A 16,675-nucleotide genomic window follows, 5' to 3' on the forward strand; every position below is an offset into this window, starting at 1 on the left:
CTAATGTTTTTTCTTTATAATTCTCTCACAACAATACGTGAGCCTTCTACTTTTACTACTTTTACCTTATTTCCTTTTGTAATATATCCGCCTTCTGTCACTACATCAAGGCGTTCATCACTAATAATAGCTGTCCCTGACGGCCTTAAAGTTGTTAGCGCTACTCCTTCAGCACCAACTAATTCAGCTCTAGATACATTGGATACATAGCCACTTTCGGTATTTGTTGAATCACGCAAAATTAACTTTTTAAATATATTCATACGCTTTCCAAACACCTTTACTAATAGGATAGATGCTGTTATTGAAACAGCAAAGGAAATCAAAAGAGATATTGTCATGTGCACAAAATCACCTGAAGCTACATATAGGCTAGTGATAATGCTAACAAATCCTACTATTCCCAATATACCTCCTGGGACAAAAAACTCGGCTATTATAAAGATAATCCCAAGAATAAATAGAATAATGGATTCCATGCCAGCTAATCCCGCTACTAAGTGACCATAAAAGAATAAAAGAAGTGCTGCAAGTCCCATACTTCCTGGAACACCAAAACCAGGTGAATAAAGCTCCACAACCAACCCAAGACTTCCTATTGAAAGTAGAATTGGAACAACAACCGGATTCGTCAGAAACCTTGCAACTTTCTCAGCAAAGCTTTCTTCAGCTACAATCTCCACGGCATTATTATAACCTAATTGTTTTAGTAGATCATCTCGATCAATAGCCGTTCCTTCTGAATATCCAACTTCGAGTGCTTGTTTTGTCTCTAAAGTTAGCAAATCACCTTTACCCGCTCCGTATTCAGGAATATCTACATCTTTATCAGCCATTGCCAGCGCATATTTTGGATCACGACCATTACGTTCTGCTGACTCTCTCATTTCGGATAACCATAAAGACTGAGCTTTATCATCTGCCGCATTTCCATCACCTGTGATAATAGCAGCTGAGCCCATTTGACTGCCTGGTGCCATGTATATTTGATTTGCATTAAGAGCAATATAGGCGCCTGCAGAGATTGCTCTTCTATTAATATAAGCAGTAATCGGGATCTCACTTGAACGAAGAGTATCAGCTATTTCCATAGCCCCATCAACAGCCCCTCCAAGTGTATCAATCTCTAAAATAATGTGATCAACTTTTTGAGACTGTGCATCGGATACGGTTCTTTTAATATATTGCGATAAACCTTTTTCAACCGTTTCTTCAACAGGAATAATATAAACCTTTTCATTTGATTCTGCACTAATAATAGAAGTAAAACCTTGATAAATACTTAATATAAAAGCGAAGACAATCAAGAAAAGAAAAAACCTTTTTCTCACTTTACACCCCCCTTTCTATATCCTATTAGTAATACGGTTATGCAGATGAATTAGTTTCATCTTTTTTTGTGAAAGATGATTATATTATAAACATATTTATTCTTTGCTATTTTTTTATTGTCATGTAATGATTTTTTATGTAATAAAATAAAAGACATCTTGCAGAGCAAGATGTCTTTTTGTCATTTATGATAGTTGTTGTTGCACAAGCTTGTTAACAAGACTTCCGTCTGCTTTACCTTTTACTTTGGGCATAAGTGCTCCCATGACTTTCCCCATATCGGCTTTAGAAGTAGCATTTACCTCAGAAATTGTTTGCTTAACAATTTCTGCAACTTCTTCTTCGGAAAGCTGCTCAGGCATATAATTGACCAGTACATCAATCTCTGCTTGTGTTTTTTCAACTAAGTCCAAACGATCAGCATTTTTGAATTCCTGGAGGGAGTCTTTACGTTGTTTTAATTCGCGAGAAAGAACCGTCAATTCTTCTTCAGCAGACAATTCATTATTGCCAAGCTTTATCGCTTCATTTTGTAAAGCAGCTTTGACCATACGAATGACAACTAATTTTTCTTTTTCCTTGTTTTTCATCGCTTGTTTCATATCTTGATTCAAATGATCAAGAAGACTCATACGTACACCCTCTTTTAGAATTTGCGCTTTCTAGCTGCTTCAGACTTTTTCTTACGCTTTACGCTAGGCTTTTCATAGAATTCGCGCTTTCTTGCTTCTTGTATTGTACCACTTTTTGATACAGTACGTTTGAAACGACGAAGAGCATCTTCAAGCGACTCGTTTTTACGAACGACCGTTTTTGACATTCTCTTTCCCTCCCTCCGAATACAACCAATCGACTACTTGTAAATAAAACATGCCTATAGATAAACATGTACTTTGATATTATAATATAATGACTATAACAGGTCAACTCATATAATAAATTCTTATTCTTTTATTAAAAACCTTTATCTTAAGGTTATCTTATGAACATACCTGTCATTTGTTTGTACAAATGCTCAAAAAGGAATAAATTGTTTGTTATTATGGTATTCATCCTTTAATAATCAGATGTAGATACTTCGCCTTTAACGATTGCAACACCGGAACTTGCTCCAATACGAGTAGCTCCTGCGGCAATTAATGCCTCTGCACCTTCAGTGTCTCTAACCCCGCCTGATGCTTTTACTCCAATATCAGGACCTACTGTTTTTCTCATTAATGCAATATCTTCAACAGTAGCTCCGCCAGTAGAGAAGCCTGTTGATGTTTTTACAAAGTCAGCTCCTGCTTTAACTGCAAGTTCACAAGCTCTCACCTTTTCTTCTTCAGTTAAAAGACTCGTCTCTATAATAACCTTTGTTAGAGCCTTTCCTTTTGCCGCTTCCACAACAGCTTCAATATCGCGCTGAACAAGCTCATCATTTTTATCTTTTAAAGCACCGATATTTATAACCATATCAACTTCTGTTGCACCCTTAAAGATAGCATCCTTCGTTTCAAATCCTTTTGTCTCAGGAGTGTTCGCACCTAGTGGGAAACCTATAACAGTACAAACTTTTACTTCTGAATCTTTCAAAAGCTGGGCCGCTGTTTCAACCCAAGTTGGATTTACACAAACAGATGCAAACTGAAATTCAATTGCTTCCTGACAAAGCTTTTCTACTGTTTCTTTTGTTGTATCCGCTTTTAAAGCTGTATGATCTATCATTTTTGCAATTTTAGACATTATGTATCTTCTCCTTTATTTTTGATAGTTGTCCGACATCTTACATCTTATCATTTATCATATATAAAAACGAGTATAAAAATAATTTGTGCCAGTTAGAGAAATTTAGTCATTTTTATGTTTTTTTGAGGTCGGAAATTTAATAATGCAATTAGAATGAAGAGTTAATTTTAGTTATGAAGTTAAATAAAATTGCAAGAATAGGATTTTGGTTTTAGTAGCTCTTCACATATATGTATGAAGACCGTTTTCTATAGATTCTCTCTGGCTTTTGGTCTTCATTACCCATATGAAGACCATTTCCTCTGGTGTTTCTCTGGCTTTTGGTCTTCATTACCCATATGAAGACCATTTCCTCTGGTGTTTCTCTGGCTTTTGGTCTTCATCACTCTTATGAAGACCACTTCCCCTTATGTTTCTCTGGCTTTTGGTCTTCATCACTCTTATGAACGACACTACCCGCTCTTCCCCTTACACTTTTGTCGTTCATCACCCTTATGAACGACACAAACCACCGCCAATCTTCTTGTCGTATTGTTAAGACCCAAATATGCTCAAAAAAATTAGGCGCGAATTCCTAAGAATCCGCGCCTAACCTAAAGTCTCTTATCATGAAGTTAAACGAACTTCTTCTTCTACCTTAACAGTCTCTTCCATCACTCTTACAAACTGACCCTCATTGTATGGGTAGCCGGCTTTTGTGATTTTCACCTTCACGATTTTTCCGACCATTTCCTCATTTGCTGGGAAAACAACTTTTAGATAATTGTCTGTATATCCAACATACAAGTTTTCGTTTGTTTCTTCTTTGTATCTTTCTTCAGGAATTACTTCTAATACTTCATTCTCGAATTGTGATGCATATTCTTTTGCTAATTGATTTGAAAGTTCAATTAGGCGATGAACACGTTCGTTTTTTACATCCTCATCCACTTGATCTTCCATACGTGCAGCAGGCGTACCTGTTCGTTTAGAATAAGGGAACACATGTAGCTCTGAAAACTTATGTTTTTTAATAAAATTATACGTTTCCATGAACTCTTCTTCCGTTTCACCTGGGAAACCAACGATAACGTCAGATGTAATCGCTAAGCCAGGTAATGCTTCTTTTAAACGCTCAATACGCTCTGCAAAAAATTCCATCGTATACTTTCTACGCATACGTTTCAAAACAGTATCTGAGCCTGATTGAATTGGAATGTGCAGATGACGAACCACTTTATCTGAGTTTTGAAGCACTTCAATTACTTCGTCAGAAATTTGACTTGCTTCAATTGAAGAGATACGGATACGCTTTAAGCCTTCCACTTGCTCATCTAAATCTTTTAAAAGCATAGCTAAGTTATAGTCCTTTAAGTCCTCACCATATCCACCTGTGTGAATACCTGTTAGAACGATTTCTTTATAACCCGCATCTACGAGCTGTTGAGCTTGCGCAACTACCTCTTTAGGGTCACGAGAACGCATTAAACCACGAGCCCAAGGAATAATACAAAAAGTACAGAAATTATTGCAGCCTTCTTGAATTTTTAATGAAGCTCTTGTACGGTCTGTGAATGAAGGAACATCAAGTTCTTCATAAACACGCGTTTTCATAATGTTTCTAACGCTGTTAATTGGTTTTCTTTCTTCTTTGTATTGCTCAATATACTCTAACATTTTTACACGATCTTGAGTTCCAACAACAATATCAACACCCGGAATCGCCATGATTTCTGCCGGAGAAGTTTGCGCATAACAACCTGTTACACAAATAACACCATCCGGATTTTTTCGAATGGCACGACGAATAACTTGACGACTTTTTTTATCACCAGTGTTGGTAACTGTACATGTATTAATAACATACACGTCCGCAACACGTTCATAGTCAGTGCGTTCATAGCCAGCTTCTTTAAAGAGCTGCCATATCGCTTCTGTTTCATAATGATTTACTTTACAACCTAATGTATGAAATGCAACTGTAGGCATGATCTTCACCTCGATAGTTCGAAATTATAAGAAACAGCAGATAATAAATACAACGGTGCTGTCTCAGTTCTTAATATTCTTGGGCCAAAACTACAAATAATAAAACCTTCTTGCTCGAGTTTTGCAACCTCTTTTTCTGTTAATCCACCTTCAGGTCCAAACACAGCCAGCAGGGAACCACCAACCTGAAGTTCGTCTAATGCTTTAACCAAGTTTTTCTTTTCTCCCTGTTTAGCGGATTCTTCATAAGCAACAATTTTCACATCGAAATTTTTTGCTATAGAAATCAGTTCATGAAAATCACATGGTTCACAGATTGATGGAATTGTATTACGATATGATTGCTCTGATGCTTCCTTTGCGATTTTGGACCAACGCTCAAGCTTCTTACCGACCTTTTTAGTCTCAAGCTTTACAATTGAACGAGCAGCATTAAAAGGGATAAATGAAGAAGCACCTAATTCGGTGCCCTTTTGAATAATCCATTCAAGCTTATCCCCTTTAGGCAACCCGCTCGCAATGGAAATAGAAACTGGTAATTCATGATTCACTGTCATCCATTCTAATACAGAACAACTCACTTGGTCATTGGTAATTTCAACAATTTCACAAAGTGCTTCAAAGCCATCCTTCGTACAGCAGACAACCATATTACCTGATTGCATACGCAAAACACGTGAAATATGGTGTACGTCGTCACCTGTAATAAAGATATCTCCCTCAATATTTTCTTTAGCTGCTTCTATAAAATATCGTTGCAAAGGGATTCCCTCTTTCTTTACTTCTTTTTCGCGATAAACGCAACCCAATCTTCCATGACCATAGTTTCTTCAATAATAAAACCAGCATTTTGCAGCGCTTCTTTTACTTCATACTTTTTATTTTGAATAATACCTGATGTAATAAAAGTTCCGTCTTGTTTGAGTACTTCATATGCTTTATCAATAAAGCGAACAATAATTTCCGCAAGAATATTGGATACAATTAAATCAACTGGTCCTTCAACATCGTCTAGAAGATTTTTTTGAGAAACATTGACAATGTTTTGTACTTTGTTAATCTTACAATTTAAACGGGCACTATCAACTGCTACTTGATCTAAATCGTATGCATCAATACTTTTTGCACCGAGTAAACCTGCAGCAATACTTAGAACACCAGAACCTGTTCCTACGTCAATAACTGTATCATCCTTTTGTACAGTACGTTCTAATGCTTGTATACATAATACAGTGGTAGGATGTGTTCCTGTTCCAAAAGCCATCCCTGGATCTAGTTCTATGATTAATTCATCTGAGCTCACAGGTTCATAGATTTCCCAAGTTGGAACAATCGTAAACTTTTCAGAAATTTTAACAGGGTGGTAATATTTTTTCCAGGCTGTTGCCCATTCTTCTTCATTCACTTCACTTATTGTAATATGATTTCTTCCGAGATCGATATCATATACCAATAAATTATTAATAGCAGCCTTTATGCCCTCAACTGTTTCGCCAAGAAAACTATTAACAGGCAGATAAGCCTTTACAACAACACCTTCTTCTGGATAATCGGTTGGATCTAGTTGGTAGATTTCGCCGAGGGATGTACTCCGTTCCTTCATTAAGTCAGCTAAATCCTCAATGACCACCCCACTTGCTCCAGCTTCATGTAAAATATTTGAAATGGGTTCCACCGCTTCTTGTGTTGTATGGATGCTTAATTCAGACCATTTCATACCTACCAACTCCAATCCTTAACCTTTAAATATTAATCACCTTTGAACGCTCGTTTTACTTTATCAAAAAAGCTTTCTTCATGTTCATCGGGCTTTGCCCCACTGATTTCAGCAAATTCTCTTAACAAATCCTTTTGTTTTTCCGTTAAGTTTGTAGGAGTTAACACACGTAAAATAACATATTGATCACCTTGACCATAGCCTCTTACATTTGGTACTCCCTTACCAGATAAGCGGAATTTTTTTCCTGTTTGAGTTCCAGAAGGTACTTTAAGTTTTACCTTCCCGTGTAATGTTGGAATCTCAATTTCATCTCCAAGTGCAGCTTGAGCGAAAGTTAATGGCATTTCACAATAAATGTCATCACCATCTCTTTCAAAAAATTCATGTTCTCTCACATGGAAAACAACATATAGATCTCCTGGAGGTCCACCATTTACTCCTGGCTCTCCTTGTGCTGATACACGTAGTTGTTGACCATCATCAACACCTGCAGGAATTTTCACTTGGATTTTTTTGCGTTTTTTCACTTTACCTGTTCCACGACAAGTTCCACATTTATGCTTAATGATTTTACCTGTTCCTTCACAGTAGTGACAAACTCGTCTATTTACAATACGACCAAACGGTGTATTTTGTTCAACACTTTGTTGGCCGCTACCGCCACAATGCGAACATGTCTCAGGAGAAGTCCCCTTTTGAGCGCCCGAGCCATCACATGTTTCACACGTTTCTTCACGTGGGATTTCAATTGTTGTTTCTTTACCAAAAACAGCTTCTTCAAAATCCAGCGTCATAGTATATTGTAAGTCAGCACCTTGTCTTGGGGCATTCGGATCTCTTCTTCTTGTGCCACCGCCAAAGATTGAGCTAAAAATATCCTCAAAGCCAAAACCATCACCACCGAAACCAGCACCGCCACCAAAGCCTTGATTTGGATCAGTATGTCCAAATTGATCATAATGAGCTTTCTTTTGATCATCACTTAATGTTTCATAGGCCTCTGTAATTTCTTTGAATTTTTCGTCTGCATCTGCTTCTTTGTTGATGTCTGGATGATATTTCTTTGAAAGCTTACGATAAGCCTTTTTTATCTCATCCTTACCTGCGTTCTTACTTAACCCGAGCACCTCATAGTAATCACGCTTGCTCATAATTTCTCACTCCCGATTTTCTCACATAAGGTAAATTGTATCACTCAAAAGAGAAGAAAAGCAACATATTGTTACTGCTTATCACAAGCCTCTCACTTTTACAAAAAAAGCCAAAGTCAAGACCTACCCTGACTTTGACTTTTCACCTTAATATGACTTATTTTTTGTCGTCATCATTTACTTCTTCAAACTCTGCGTCAACAACATCGTCAGCTGCTTTATTACCAGCTTCTCCACCTTGTTGTGCCTGAGCTTGTTGTGCTTGCTCATATAGTTTCATAGAAAGCTCTTGTACAATTGTTTGAAGAGCTTCTTTTTTCACTTTAATTTCTTCTAATTCGTTTTTCTCAATCGCTGCTTTTAAAGCATCTTTTGCTTCATTCGCTTTCGCAACTTCAGCTTCGTCTACCTTACCTTCAAGATCTTTTAATGTTTTTTCTGTTTGGAACACTAATTGATCTGCTTCGTTACGTAGTTCAACTTCTTCTTTACGAGCTTTGTCTGCATCTGCGTTTTCTTCAGCTTCTTTAACCATACGGTCGATTTCATCATCAGATAAACCAGTGTTTGATTTAATTGTGATCGCTTGTTCTTTGTTTGTACCTAAATCTTTTGCACGAACATTTACGATACCATTTTTGTCGATATCAAATGATACCTCAATTTGAGGTACTCCACGTGGTGCTGGTGGAATATCTGTTAATTGGAAGCGACCTAATGTTTTGTTATCAGCTGACATTGGACGCTCACCTTGTAGCACGTGAATGTCTACTGCTGTTTGGTTATCAGCTGCGGTTGAGAACACTTGTGATTTACTTGTTGGGATTGTTGTATTACGTTCAATAAGCTTCGTAAATACCCCACCCATTGTTTCAATACCAAGTGAAAGCGGAGTAACGTCAAGTAATACAACGTCTTTTACGTCTCCAGTGATAACTCCACCTTGAATTGAAGCACCAAGTGCTACAACTTCATCAGGGTTTACGCCTTTATGAGGCTCTTTTCCTAATGCTTTTTTAATTGCTTCTTGTACAGCAGGAATACGAGTAGATCCCCCAACAAGAATAACTTTATCAATTTCACTAGCTGAAAGATCAGCATCGCTTAATGCTTGGCGGACAGGTCCCATTGTTCTTTCAACTAAATCTGAAGATAACTCGTCAAATTTAGCACGAGAAAGGCTTACTTCTAAGTGAAGTGGTCCAGCTTCTCCAGCCGTGATAAACGGTAATGAGATTTGAGTTGAAGTAACACCTGAAAGATCTTTTTTCGCTTTTTCAGCTGCATCTTTTAGACGTTGCAGGGCCATTTTATCTTTTGAAAGGTCAATGCCGTTTTCTTTTTTAAATTCTGCAACTAAGTAATCGATAATTACTTGGTCAAAGTCGTCTCCACCTAGACGGTTGTCCCCAGCAGTAGAACGTACTTCAAATACACCATCACCTAGTTCAAGTACAGATACGTCAAACGTACCGCCACCTAAGTCATAAACTAGGATTGTTTGGTCTTCGTCTGTTTTGTCTAAACCATATGCTAAAGCTGCAGCAGTAGGTTCGTTGATGATACGTTCAACTTCTAAACCTGCAATTTTACCAGCATCTTTTGTCGCTTGACGCTCAGCATCATTAAAGTAAGCTGGAACTGTAATAACTGCTTTTGTTACTGGCTCACCTAAATATTCTTCTGCATAAGATTTTAAATGTTGAAGAATAATGGCTGACATTTCTTGTGGTGTATAGTTTTTACCTTCAACTTCAACTTTATAGTCAGTACCCATATGACGTTTGATTGAGATAATTGTATTAGGGTTTGTGATAGCTTGACGCTTTGCTACCTCCCCAACTTGACGTTCGCCGTTTTTGAAAGCAACTACAGAAGGAGTTGTACGGTTACCTTCTGGATTTGGGATCACTTTCGGTTCTCCGCCTTCTAAAACTGCGACACATGAGTTTGTTGTACCTAAGTCGATACCGATAATTTTACTCATAGATAGAACCTCCTAATATGTAAGTTATGATAATTATTGATTTACTTTAACCATTGCAGGTCGAATCACTCGATCCTTCAATTTATATCCTTTTTGCAGTTCTTCAATGACAGAATTAGAATCATAGTTTTCATCCTCAACTTGCATCACTGCTTGATGTAGATGTGGATCAAATTGTTCACCAACTGATTTGATTGTTTCTACACCTTCGTTTTGCAGGGCTTGAACTAATTGGTTGTACACCATGTTCATTCCTTGTAGCAATGATTTGGTTTGATCATTGCTTGCTTCTATTTGTAACGCTCTTTCAAAGTTATCAAGAGCAGGTAAAATTTCAGAAACTAAGCTTTGTGCACGATACTTTTGAGCAGCCTCTTGATCTAAGCGAGCACGTCTTCTAAAGTTGTCAAAGTCTGCTTGAGCTCGAAGCATTTTGTTTTCTGTTTCATCAAGCTGTGCTTGTAAGGCAGCAATTTTAGCAGCTGACTCATCAACTACTTCAGCTTCTTCTACTTGAACATCATCTGCATCTACTATTTCAGCATCTGATTCGACGTTTTCAATTGTATCTACTGTTTCTTCTTGTTCTGCAACGTTTTTTTCATTTGACACGATCTTTCACCTCCCTTAAAGAAAGATATATATATCTAGTATTTATAAGCATGGGAATCGGATGGAATAGCGCTTATTCCATCCTTATCAATATAACCAAGCTTAAGAACCATGATACAAGTCGGTAAGAGTTTTAGACAGGTCACGTGTCATTCTTGTTAATAAACTTACAACACGGGAATATTCCATTCGAGTAGGACCAAGCACAGCTATTGTACCTAACTGATTGTCTCCTAATGAATAGGTGGCGGTAATAAGACTGCAGTTTTCCATTGCTGAAAGGTCATTTTCCTTACCAATTTTTATTGAAATGCCTGCAGAATTTGCTTTTAGTAGTCCATACAACTCTTTTTCTTGCTCAATCATTGTTAAAAGTGACCTAATTCTCCCAATATCTGAAAACTCTGGTTGACTGAGCATATTTGTTTTACCACCAAAATAAATTTTCTCATTTGACTCTAGCTTTAATGAACCAGCCATGATCTTTAATAGCATGTCATAGTTCTCAATATGATTCTTTAAGACAGTAACAACTTCTTTAAAGATTTTATTCTGGAGATCAACCAGTGGAACACCTACTAATCTTTCGTTAAGAATGTTCACCATTTTTTCAATATCACTTGGCTCTAGTGAATCTGGGAAAGTAATCGTACGATTTTCAACATGTCCAGTATTTGTGACAATGATGGCAACTGCAGTTTCCTTACTAATTGGCACGATTTGGATTCGTTTTAATCGATTTTCATTCACTTTCGGCCCTAGTACAATCGATGTATAATTTGTCATTTCCGACAAAATTTGTGCTGATTTTTGAACTACCTTTTCTAGTTCAAAAATTTTCTCAGCATAAATAGATTTAATTTGAGTTACTTCTGTTTTTGTTAATCTCTGTGGAGAAAGTAAATGGTCCACATAATAGCGATATCCCCTCTCAGAAGGAACACGTCCTGAGGAACTATGTGTTTTCTCAATAAATCCCAGGTCCTCTAAGTCAGCCATATCGTTCCTAATAGTAGCCGAGCTAAACGTAATTTCGTCTTTTTTCGCTAGTGATCGAGAACCAACAGGCTGAGCTGAATGAATAAAATCATCAATGATGACTTGAAGAACCAACAATTGGCGATCTGTAAGCACTATTCATCACCTCTGTTAGCACTCTTATAACGTGAGTGCTAAATATATATAAAAAGTTATCAAAACCAAAATAAATTGTCAATTATAAAATACTTGATTTATCAATGAAAAGCTCACAATTTTTAAATAAAGTCTGGTTTTTATGAAATTAAAAATTCTTGGAAAACTTCATTGCCTAATAGCTTCCCTTTATGAGTAAGAAAAAGGGATTCATCGTCATCTACCAGTAATCCTTGTTTAACAAGTTTTTGGATTTGACTACCAAATTTCTCTTCCAATTTAACTGAAAATCTTTTATGAAAAGTTTCCTTGTTAACACCTTTTACTTTTCGTAACCCAAGAAACATTTGCTCTTCCATTTCTTCTTCTTTGCTCACTTTTGTTTGTGCAGAAAAAGCTGTCCCGGATTCATCAATGTTCTCCATATACTTTCTGATTGGACCAACATTAGATGTTCTTAGCCCATTAACATATCCATGTGCACCTGCACCAAATCCATAGTAATACTCGTTGTTCCAATATGTTAGATTATGTTGACTTTCATATCCTGGAATGCTGTAATTACTTATTTCATATTGCTTAAAGCCATGCTTCTCCATTTCTTCCATTGCCAATTCATACATTTGCGCCTCATGCTCTTGAGGTGGCAGTGTTAATTTTCCTTTTTGCATTAAATTATAAAACACTGTTTTCGGTTCAATGATTAAAGAATATGCTGAGAAGTGTTTCACATTTAGAGTAAATGCAGTTTCCAGCGTTTCTCTAAATTGCTCGATTGTTTGTCCGGGCAGTGCATACATTAAATCGAGACTTAAATTATCAAAACCTACCTGTTCAGCTTGTTTTATTGTACGAAAAACATCATCTTTTCGATGAACTCGTCCAATTTTATTGAGAAGCTCATCGTCAAAACTCTGAACCCCAATACTTAAGCGATTAACTCCTGCATTCTTTAACACTTCCAATTTTTCTATAGAAAGCTCACCAGGATTTGCTTCAACCGCGAATTCAATAAGTTCATTTGTTGACAGCAGCTCGGTCGAGATACCTTCAAGAAGTCGATCAAGTTGTTTTGCCGATAGGGCTGTAGGAGTTCCACCACCAATAAAAATGGTTTTAAGCGGCTCCTGTTGTTTATTAATTTCCTTAGCATAATGCATTTCTGTTATAAGACTTTCAATATATTCATCAACAGGTTGTTGTTTGAAAAAAACCTTATTAAAATCACAATAATGACAAATATGATGGCAAAAAGGAATATGAATGTATGCGGATTTAATCATTTTTTCACCTTCTAATTAAGAAGCCGCAGACATCGCTGCGGCATCCATTTTCTTTCATATAACTTAAGAGAATTTATTATAGCATGTATCCGATTCTATCTAAAAGAATCAGCTTTCATCCATACGCAATACAGCCATAAAGGCTTCTTGTGGCACTTCAACAGAACCAACTTGCTTCATTCTCTTTTTACCTTCTTTTTGTTTTTCTAATAACTTACGTTTACGTGAAATGTCACCACCGTAACATTTCGCAAGTACGTTTTTACGCATTGCTTTGATTGTTGATCTTGCCACAATCTTTTGGCCAATCGCTGCTTGAATCGGCACTTCGAATTGTTGACGCGGAATAAGTTCTTTCAGTTTTTCAACAATTATTTTTCCACGCTCATACGATGAGTCACGGTGAACAATAAATGACAATGCATCAATCTTCTCAGCATTTAATAAAATGTCCATTTTAACTAGAGTTGATGTTTTGTAACCAATTAATTCATAGTCAAAGGAAGCATAACCTTTTGTATTCGATTTTAATTGATCAAAGAAATCATAAACAATTTCAGATAATGGGATTTCGTAATTAATGTTCACGCGATTTTCATCAAGATATTGCATATCTATGAAATTTCCACGTTTCTTCTGACAAAGCTCCATTACTGCACCGACATAATCATTCGGAACCATTATTGCCGCTTTAACATAAGGCTCTTCAATGCGGTCAATCTTTTGCGGGTCAGGCATATTAGATGGATTATCGACTCTTAGTGTTTCACCATCTGTTAAATGAACATCATAGATAACACTTGGAGCTGTAGTAATTAAATCAATTTTAAATTCACGTTCAATACGTTCTTGGATGATTTCCATATGAAGTAGTCCTAAAAATCCACAACGGAACCCAAATCCTAGAGCTTGTGACGTTTCTGGCTCAAATTGAAGAGACGAGTCATTTAGCTCAAGCTTTTCTAATGCTTCACGTAAATCATTATATTTAGCGGTATCAATTGGGTATAGTCCACAGAACACCATCGGATTTAACTTACGATAACCTGGCAGCGCCTCAGTTGCCCCGTTTTTTGCATTGGTAATTGTATCACCAACACGAGTGTCTCCAACGTTTTTAATAGCAGCTGTTAAAAATCCAACATCTCCTACATTTAATTCTTTTAACTGAACGGGTTTTGGATTGAATACCCCTACCTCAGTTACTTCAAATTCTTTACCGGTTGCCATCATTTTAATTTTTTGTCCTACTTTAACCGTTCCTTCAACTACACGAATGTATGCAACAACTCCGCGGTAAGCGTCATATAAGGAGTCAAAGATAAGAGCTTTTAACGGTCCTTCAGGATCACCTTGTGGTGCAGGTACTTTTTCTACAACCTGCTCTAGTATTTCTTCAATCCCAATTCCAGCTTTAGCAGATGCCAAAACTGCCTCAGATGCATCAAGTCCGATTACATCTTCAACCTCTTGACGAACACGTTCTGGGTCAGCACTTGGTAAGTCAATTTTGTTAATTACAGGCAAGATTTCCAAATCGTTATCAAGCGCTAAATATACATTTGCAAGCGTTTGAGCTTCTATTCCCTGAGCTGCATCAACCACAAGAATTGCTCCTTCACATGCTGCAAGACTTCGTGAAACCTCATACGTAAAGTCGACATGTCCTGGAGTATCGATTAAATGGAAAGTATATTCCTCTCCATCTTTCGCTTTATATTTTAATTGAACGGCATTCAATTTAATCGTGATCCCACGTTCTCGTTCAAGATCCATTGAATCTAACAGCTGATTCTTCATTTCACGCTGAGTTAAAGCTGATGTTTTTTCTAAAATACGATCTGCTAGAGTCGATTTACCGTGATCAATATGAGCAATAATCGAAAAGTTCCGGATTCTCGACTGCCTTTTTAATTTTTCTTCTCTATTCATAATATGTTTTCACTCCTACATAGCTTACAAATACACTATTTCTCATTATATCAATTGACAAATCAAGATTCAATGGATAAAAACGGAGGATGACCGTTGTTGTAGTAAAAAAGCCGACAGTTACTAATTGCCATTAGTTGATCATGGCGATTGTTTGTCGGCTTTCTTTTTATTCTAGTAAACCATTTAACCAGTTAGTTACCATATCCAATATTGTCGATACTCCATTACTAACTATGCCTGCAAGCTGTTTACCGATTTGAGAGAAGAAGTTAAAGGCTTCAATTTGTTCAAGCTGCTCTTGTTTTTTTTCAAGATCCTGACTGGTTACTTCGTTTCCAAGAATAGACGCGGCGACATCACCTGAATCATTTTGAACTTGAAATGCACCTTGTAAATCAGGATCATTGTATCCTTTCATTTTGATCATGCCTTGGTTTGCTTGCTGCATGCCAATTAACACGCCAAATAAAAGCACAGAACATAAAACAAAGCATTTAAACATGAATTTAATCATCTTACTTCCCTCACAATGTGTTTTACTTTTTTTCAGCTGATGAATCACCGTTTACTTTTTCTGCTTGCCAATAGTACTCGCTAAATACATCAGCTACAGCTGAAACTGTGTTTTTAAGTTCTTCTAGATTATTGTCAACCCCGCCAAATTCTAAGAGCATAGCGTTTTGAGATAAATCCTGGTTATAAACTCCGTTATAGCCTTTTCCTCCCTGCTCGAAAATCCCACGACTTAAGCCAGGGTATTTCTTTTCCAATAAATCATGAAGGTCTTTAGCTAACTTTTCATTTTTGTCAGCAGTTGGATTATCTCCACCAATTACAAATGCTAGTTTGGCATATGATATATCCCCAATTTTTATGGTGGTGACACCTTTTCTTTGTGAATCTCGATGAATATCGATCATATAATTCAAGTTACGATTACTAGCCATTGCACTTTCAACGATTGGCCTTGAGGCTGTATATGACTTTGCATAATTCCAACCTTTTTGCTTTAAATTGGCTTGTACATCTGTTTTTTCTACTTGTGATCCTATCCCCTCATCTGAGAGAGCTTTTCCTAATAACTCACTCACAATTGTGACGTTTGCTTTTGAGTGAATAGCACGATTAGGATCACTTTCTCCTTCTAATAACGGAAGATATGATTCAGTGTTATGAGTGTTATATATATAAACGACCTTTTTATCTCCTGTTGTAAGAGAAGGAGGAGCTTTTGGCTCTTCGTCTCCAGAATTTACAGCATCATTTTTTGTAATAGAAGCTTCTCGTTCTTGTTCCAACACCTCAGTAGGTGGTGGAGATTCATACGGCATATTTGTATAGTTTGTCCCATCCCCAGCTACAACAATTTCACTATCAAATAGGGAGAATCCCGGTAATTCCCGTCCTAGCAAACTGCGGGGGTCATCAGGGTTAATACTCGTAGCGACTTTAAACATAATAGAAGATAACTTAATTGGTTCAGCATGTTCTGGTAATGCCGATATAAAAAAGCGGTTTTCAGCACCTAATAACTGAAGAAAAGCCTCACTATCAATATTTCGTGTTAAATCATTAATTGATGAGGAGGTTAAACGATATTCAGGTTTTAATGACGTCAAAATACCTGAAAGTAAAAAGGTCATTAACAAAACAATGAAGCTAACAACGATTCCTTTTTTAATGCTTGTCCCATTTAAGGTTACAACCATATTGTGTCTTGTACTAGATCGCTTCATTTCATAAAAAACCTCCTTATGCTTATCTACTAAAATGTATGACAAAGCATAAGAAAGTAGAACAATCTGTTTTACTTATGATTAAACCA

The 16,675-nt window shown here is 36.8% G+C and carries 15 protein-coding genes; all 15 read right to left on the reverse strand.

Annotation, left to right across the window (positions count from 1 at the left end; genetic code table 11):
* Positions 1-14: 14 nt before the first annotated feature.
* The 15 genes from LPC09_RS17730 to spoIIP all read right to left on the reverse strand — a co-directional run bounded on the left by LPC09_RS17730 (position 15) and on the right by spoIIP (position 16,586).
* On the reverse strand, positions 15-1,331 hold the full coding sequence (locus tag LPC09_RS17730) for an NfeD family protein (protein ID WP_442919997.1): 1,317 nt from the start codon (positions 1,329-1,331) through the stop codon (positions 15-17).
* 186 nt (positions 1,332-1,517) lie between these two features.
* Complete coding sequence (locus LPC09_RS17735; RefSeq protein WP_098797498.1) at positions 1,518-1,964, reverse strand: GatB/YqeY domain-containing protein; 447 nt, start codon at positions 1,962-1,964, stop codon at positions 1,518-1,520.
* A 14-nt stretch (positions 1,965-1,978) separates the two neighbouring features.
* Entirely contained in the window at positions 1,979-2,152 is a 174-nt protein-coding gene (rpsU, locus tag LPC09_RS17740) for a 30S ribosomal protein S21 (RefSeq protein WP_015595024.1), read from the reverse strand.
* Positions 2,153-2,388: 236 nt separating this feature from the next.
* On the reverse strand, positions 2,389-3,057 hold the full coding sequence (gene deoC, locus LPC09_RS17745) for a deoxyribose-phosphate aldolase (RefSeq protein WP_176551089.1): 669 nt from the start codon (positions 3,055-3,057) through the stop codon (positions 2,389-2,391).
* A 609-nt stretch (positions 3,058-3,666) separates the two neighbouring features.
* Positions 3,667-5,028 (reverse strand): tRNA (N(6)-L-threonylcarbamoyladenosine(37)-C(2))-methylthiotransferase MtaB, encoded by a 1,362-nt coding sequence (mtaB, locus tag LPC09_RS17750; protein ID WP_231307905.1) that lies wholly within the window; start codon positions 5,026-5,028, stop codon positions 3,667-3,669.
* Positions 5,029-5,033: 5 nt separating this feature from the next.
* The gene (locus LPC09_RS17755; RefSeq protein ID WP_098797501.1) at positions 5,034-5,789 is read right to left on the reverse strand and encodes a 16S rRNA (uracil(1498)-N(3))-methyltransferase; all 756 of its coding nucleotides are present in this window, start codon (positions 5,787-5,789) and stop codon (positions 5,034-5,036) included.
* A 17-nt stretch (positions 5,790-5,806) separates the two neighbouring features.
* Positions 5,807-6,745, reverse strand: coding sequence for a 50S ribosomal protein L11 methyltransferase (gene prmA / locus LPC09_RS17760; RefSeq protein WP_098797502.1), 939 nt, complete (start codon positions 6,743-6,745; stop codon positions 5,807-5,809).
* Positions 6,746-6,777: 32 nt separating this feature from the next.
* Positions 6,778-7,899, reverse strand: a complete 1,122-nt coding sequence (gene dnaJ / locus LPC09_RS17765; protein WP_098797503.1) for a molecular chaperone DnaJ — start codon at positions 7,897-7,899, stop codon at positions 6,778-6,780.
* 157 nt (positions 7,900-8,056) lie between these two features.
* Complete coding sequence (dnaK, locus tag LPC09_RS17770) at positions 8,057-9,886, reverse strand: molecular chaperone DnaK (protein WP_098797504.1); 1,830 nt, start codon at positions 9,884-9,886, stop codon at positions 8,057-8,059.
* 33 nt (positions 9,887-9,919) lie between these two features.
* Positions 9,920-10,498 (reverse strand): nucleotide exchange factor GrpE, encoded by a 579-nt coding sequence (gene grpE, locus LPC09_RS17775; RefSeq protein ID WP_098797505.1) that lies wholly within the window; start codon positions 10,496-10,498, stop codon positions 9,920-9,922.
* A 102-nt stretch (positions 10,499-10,600) separates the two neighbouring features.
* Positions 10,601-11,632 carry a heat-inducible transcriptional repressor HrcA gene (gene hrcA / locus LPC09_RS17780; RefSeq protein WP_098797506.1) on the reverse strand — a complete coding sequence of 344 codons (1,032 nt, stop codon included), beginning with the start codon at positions 11,630-11,632 and terminating at the stop codon, positions 10,601-10,603.
* A 140-nt stretch (positions 11,633-11,772) separates the two neighbouring features.
* The gene (gene hemW / locus LPC09_RS17785; protein WP_098797507.1) at positions 11,773-12,915 is read right to left on the reverse strand and encodes a radical SAM family heme chaperone HemW; all 1,143 of its coding nucleotides are present in this window, start codon (positions 12,913-12,915) and stop codon (positions 11,773-11,775) included.
* A gap of 108 nt (positions 12,916-13,023) precedes the next feature.
* Entirely contained in the window at positions 13,024-14,847 is a 1,824-nt protein-coding gene (gene lepA / locus LPC09_RS17790; RefSeq protein ID WP_098797508.1) for a translation elongation factor 4, read from the reverse strand.
* 169 nt (positions 14,848-15,016) lie between these two features.
* Complete coding sequence (locus LPC09_RS17795; RefSeq protein WP_098797509.1) at positions 15,017-15,364, reverse strand: YqxA family protein; 348 nt, start codon at positions 15,362-15,364, stop codon at positions 15,017-15,019.
* A 22-nt stretch (positions 15,365-15,386) separates the two neighbouring features.
* Positions 15,387-16,586 carry a stage II sporulation protein P gene (gene spoIIP / locus LPC09_RS17800; RefSeq protein ID WP_231307906.1) on the reverse strand — a complete coding sequence of 400 codons (1,200 nt, stop codon included), beginning with the start codon at positions 16,584-16,586 and terminating at the stop codon, positions 15,387-15,389.
* Positions 16,587-16,675 lie beyond the last annotated feature (89 nt).

Source organism: Metabacillus sp. B2-18 (assembly GCF_021117275.1).
GTDB lineage: Bacteria > Bacillota > Bacilli > Bacillales > Bacillaceae > Metabacillus.

What these genes read in the sequence shown, in the direction of transcription:
- LPC09_RS17735 (WP_098797498.1), bottom strand. Translation starts at nt 1,964, where the DNA reads ATGAGTCTTCTTGATCATTTGAATCAAGATATGAAACAAGCGATGAAA.
- rpsU (WP_015595024.1), bottom strand. Translation starts at nt 2,152, where the DNA reads ATGTCAAAAACGGTCGTTCGTAAAAACGAGTCGCTTGAAGATGCTCTT.
- deoC (WP_176551089.1), bottom strand. Translation starts at nt 3,057, where the DNA reads ATGTCTAAAATTGCAAAAATGATAGATCATACAGCTTTAAAAGCGGAT.
- mtaB (WP_231307905.1), bottom strand. Translation starts at nt 5,028, where the DNA reads ATGCCTACAGTTGCATTTCATACATTAGGTTGTAAAGTAAATCATTAT.
- prmA (WP_098797502.1), bottom strand. Translation starts at nt 6,745, where the DNA reads ATGAAATGGTCTGAATTAAGCATCCATACAACACAAGAAGCGGTGGAA.
- dnaJ (WP_098797503.1), bottom strand. Translation starts at nt 7,899, where the DNA reads ATGAGCAAGCGTGATTACTATGAGGTGCTCGGGTTAAGTAAGAACGCA.
- dnaK (WP_098797504.1), bottom strand. Translation starts at nt 9,886, where the DNA reads ATGAGTAAAATTATCGGTATCGACTTAGGTACAACAAACTCATGTGTC.
- hemW (WP_098797507.1), bottom strand. Translation starts at nt 12,915, where the DNA reads ATGATTAAATCCGCATACATTCATATTCCTTTTTGCCATCATATTTGT.
- lepA (WP_098797508.1), bottom strand. Translation starts at nt 14,847, where the DNA reads ATGAATAGAGAAGAAAAATTAAAAAGGCAGTCGAGAATCCGGAACTTT.
- LPC09_RS17795 (WP_098797509.1), bottom strand. Translation starts at nt 15,364, where the DNA reads ATGATTAAATTCATGTTTAAATGCTTTGTTTTATGTTCTGTGCTTTTA.
- spoIIP (WP_231307906.1), bottom strand. Translation starts at nt 16,586, where the DNA reads ATGAAGCGATCTAGTACAAGACACAATATGGTTGTAACCTTAAATGGG.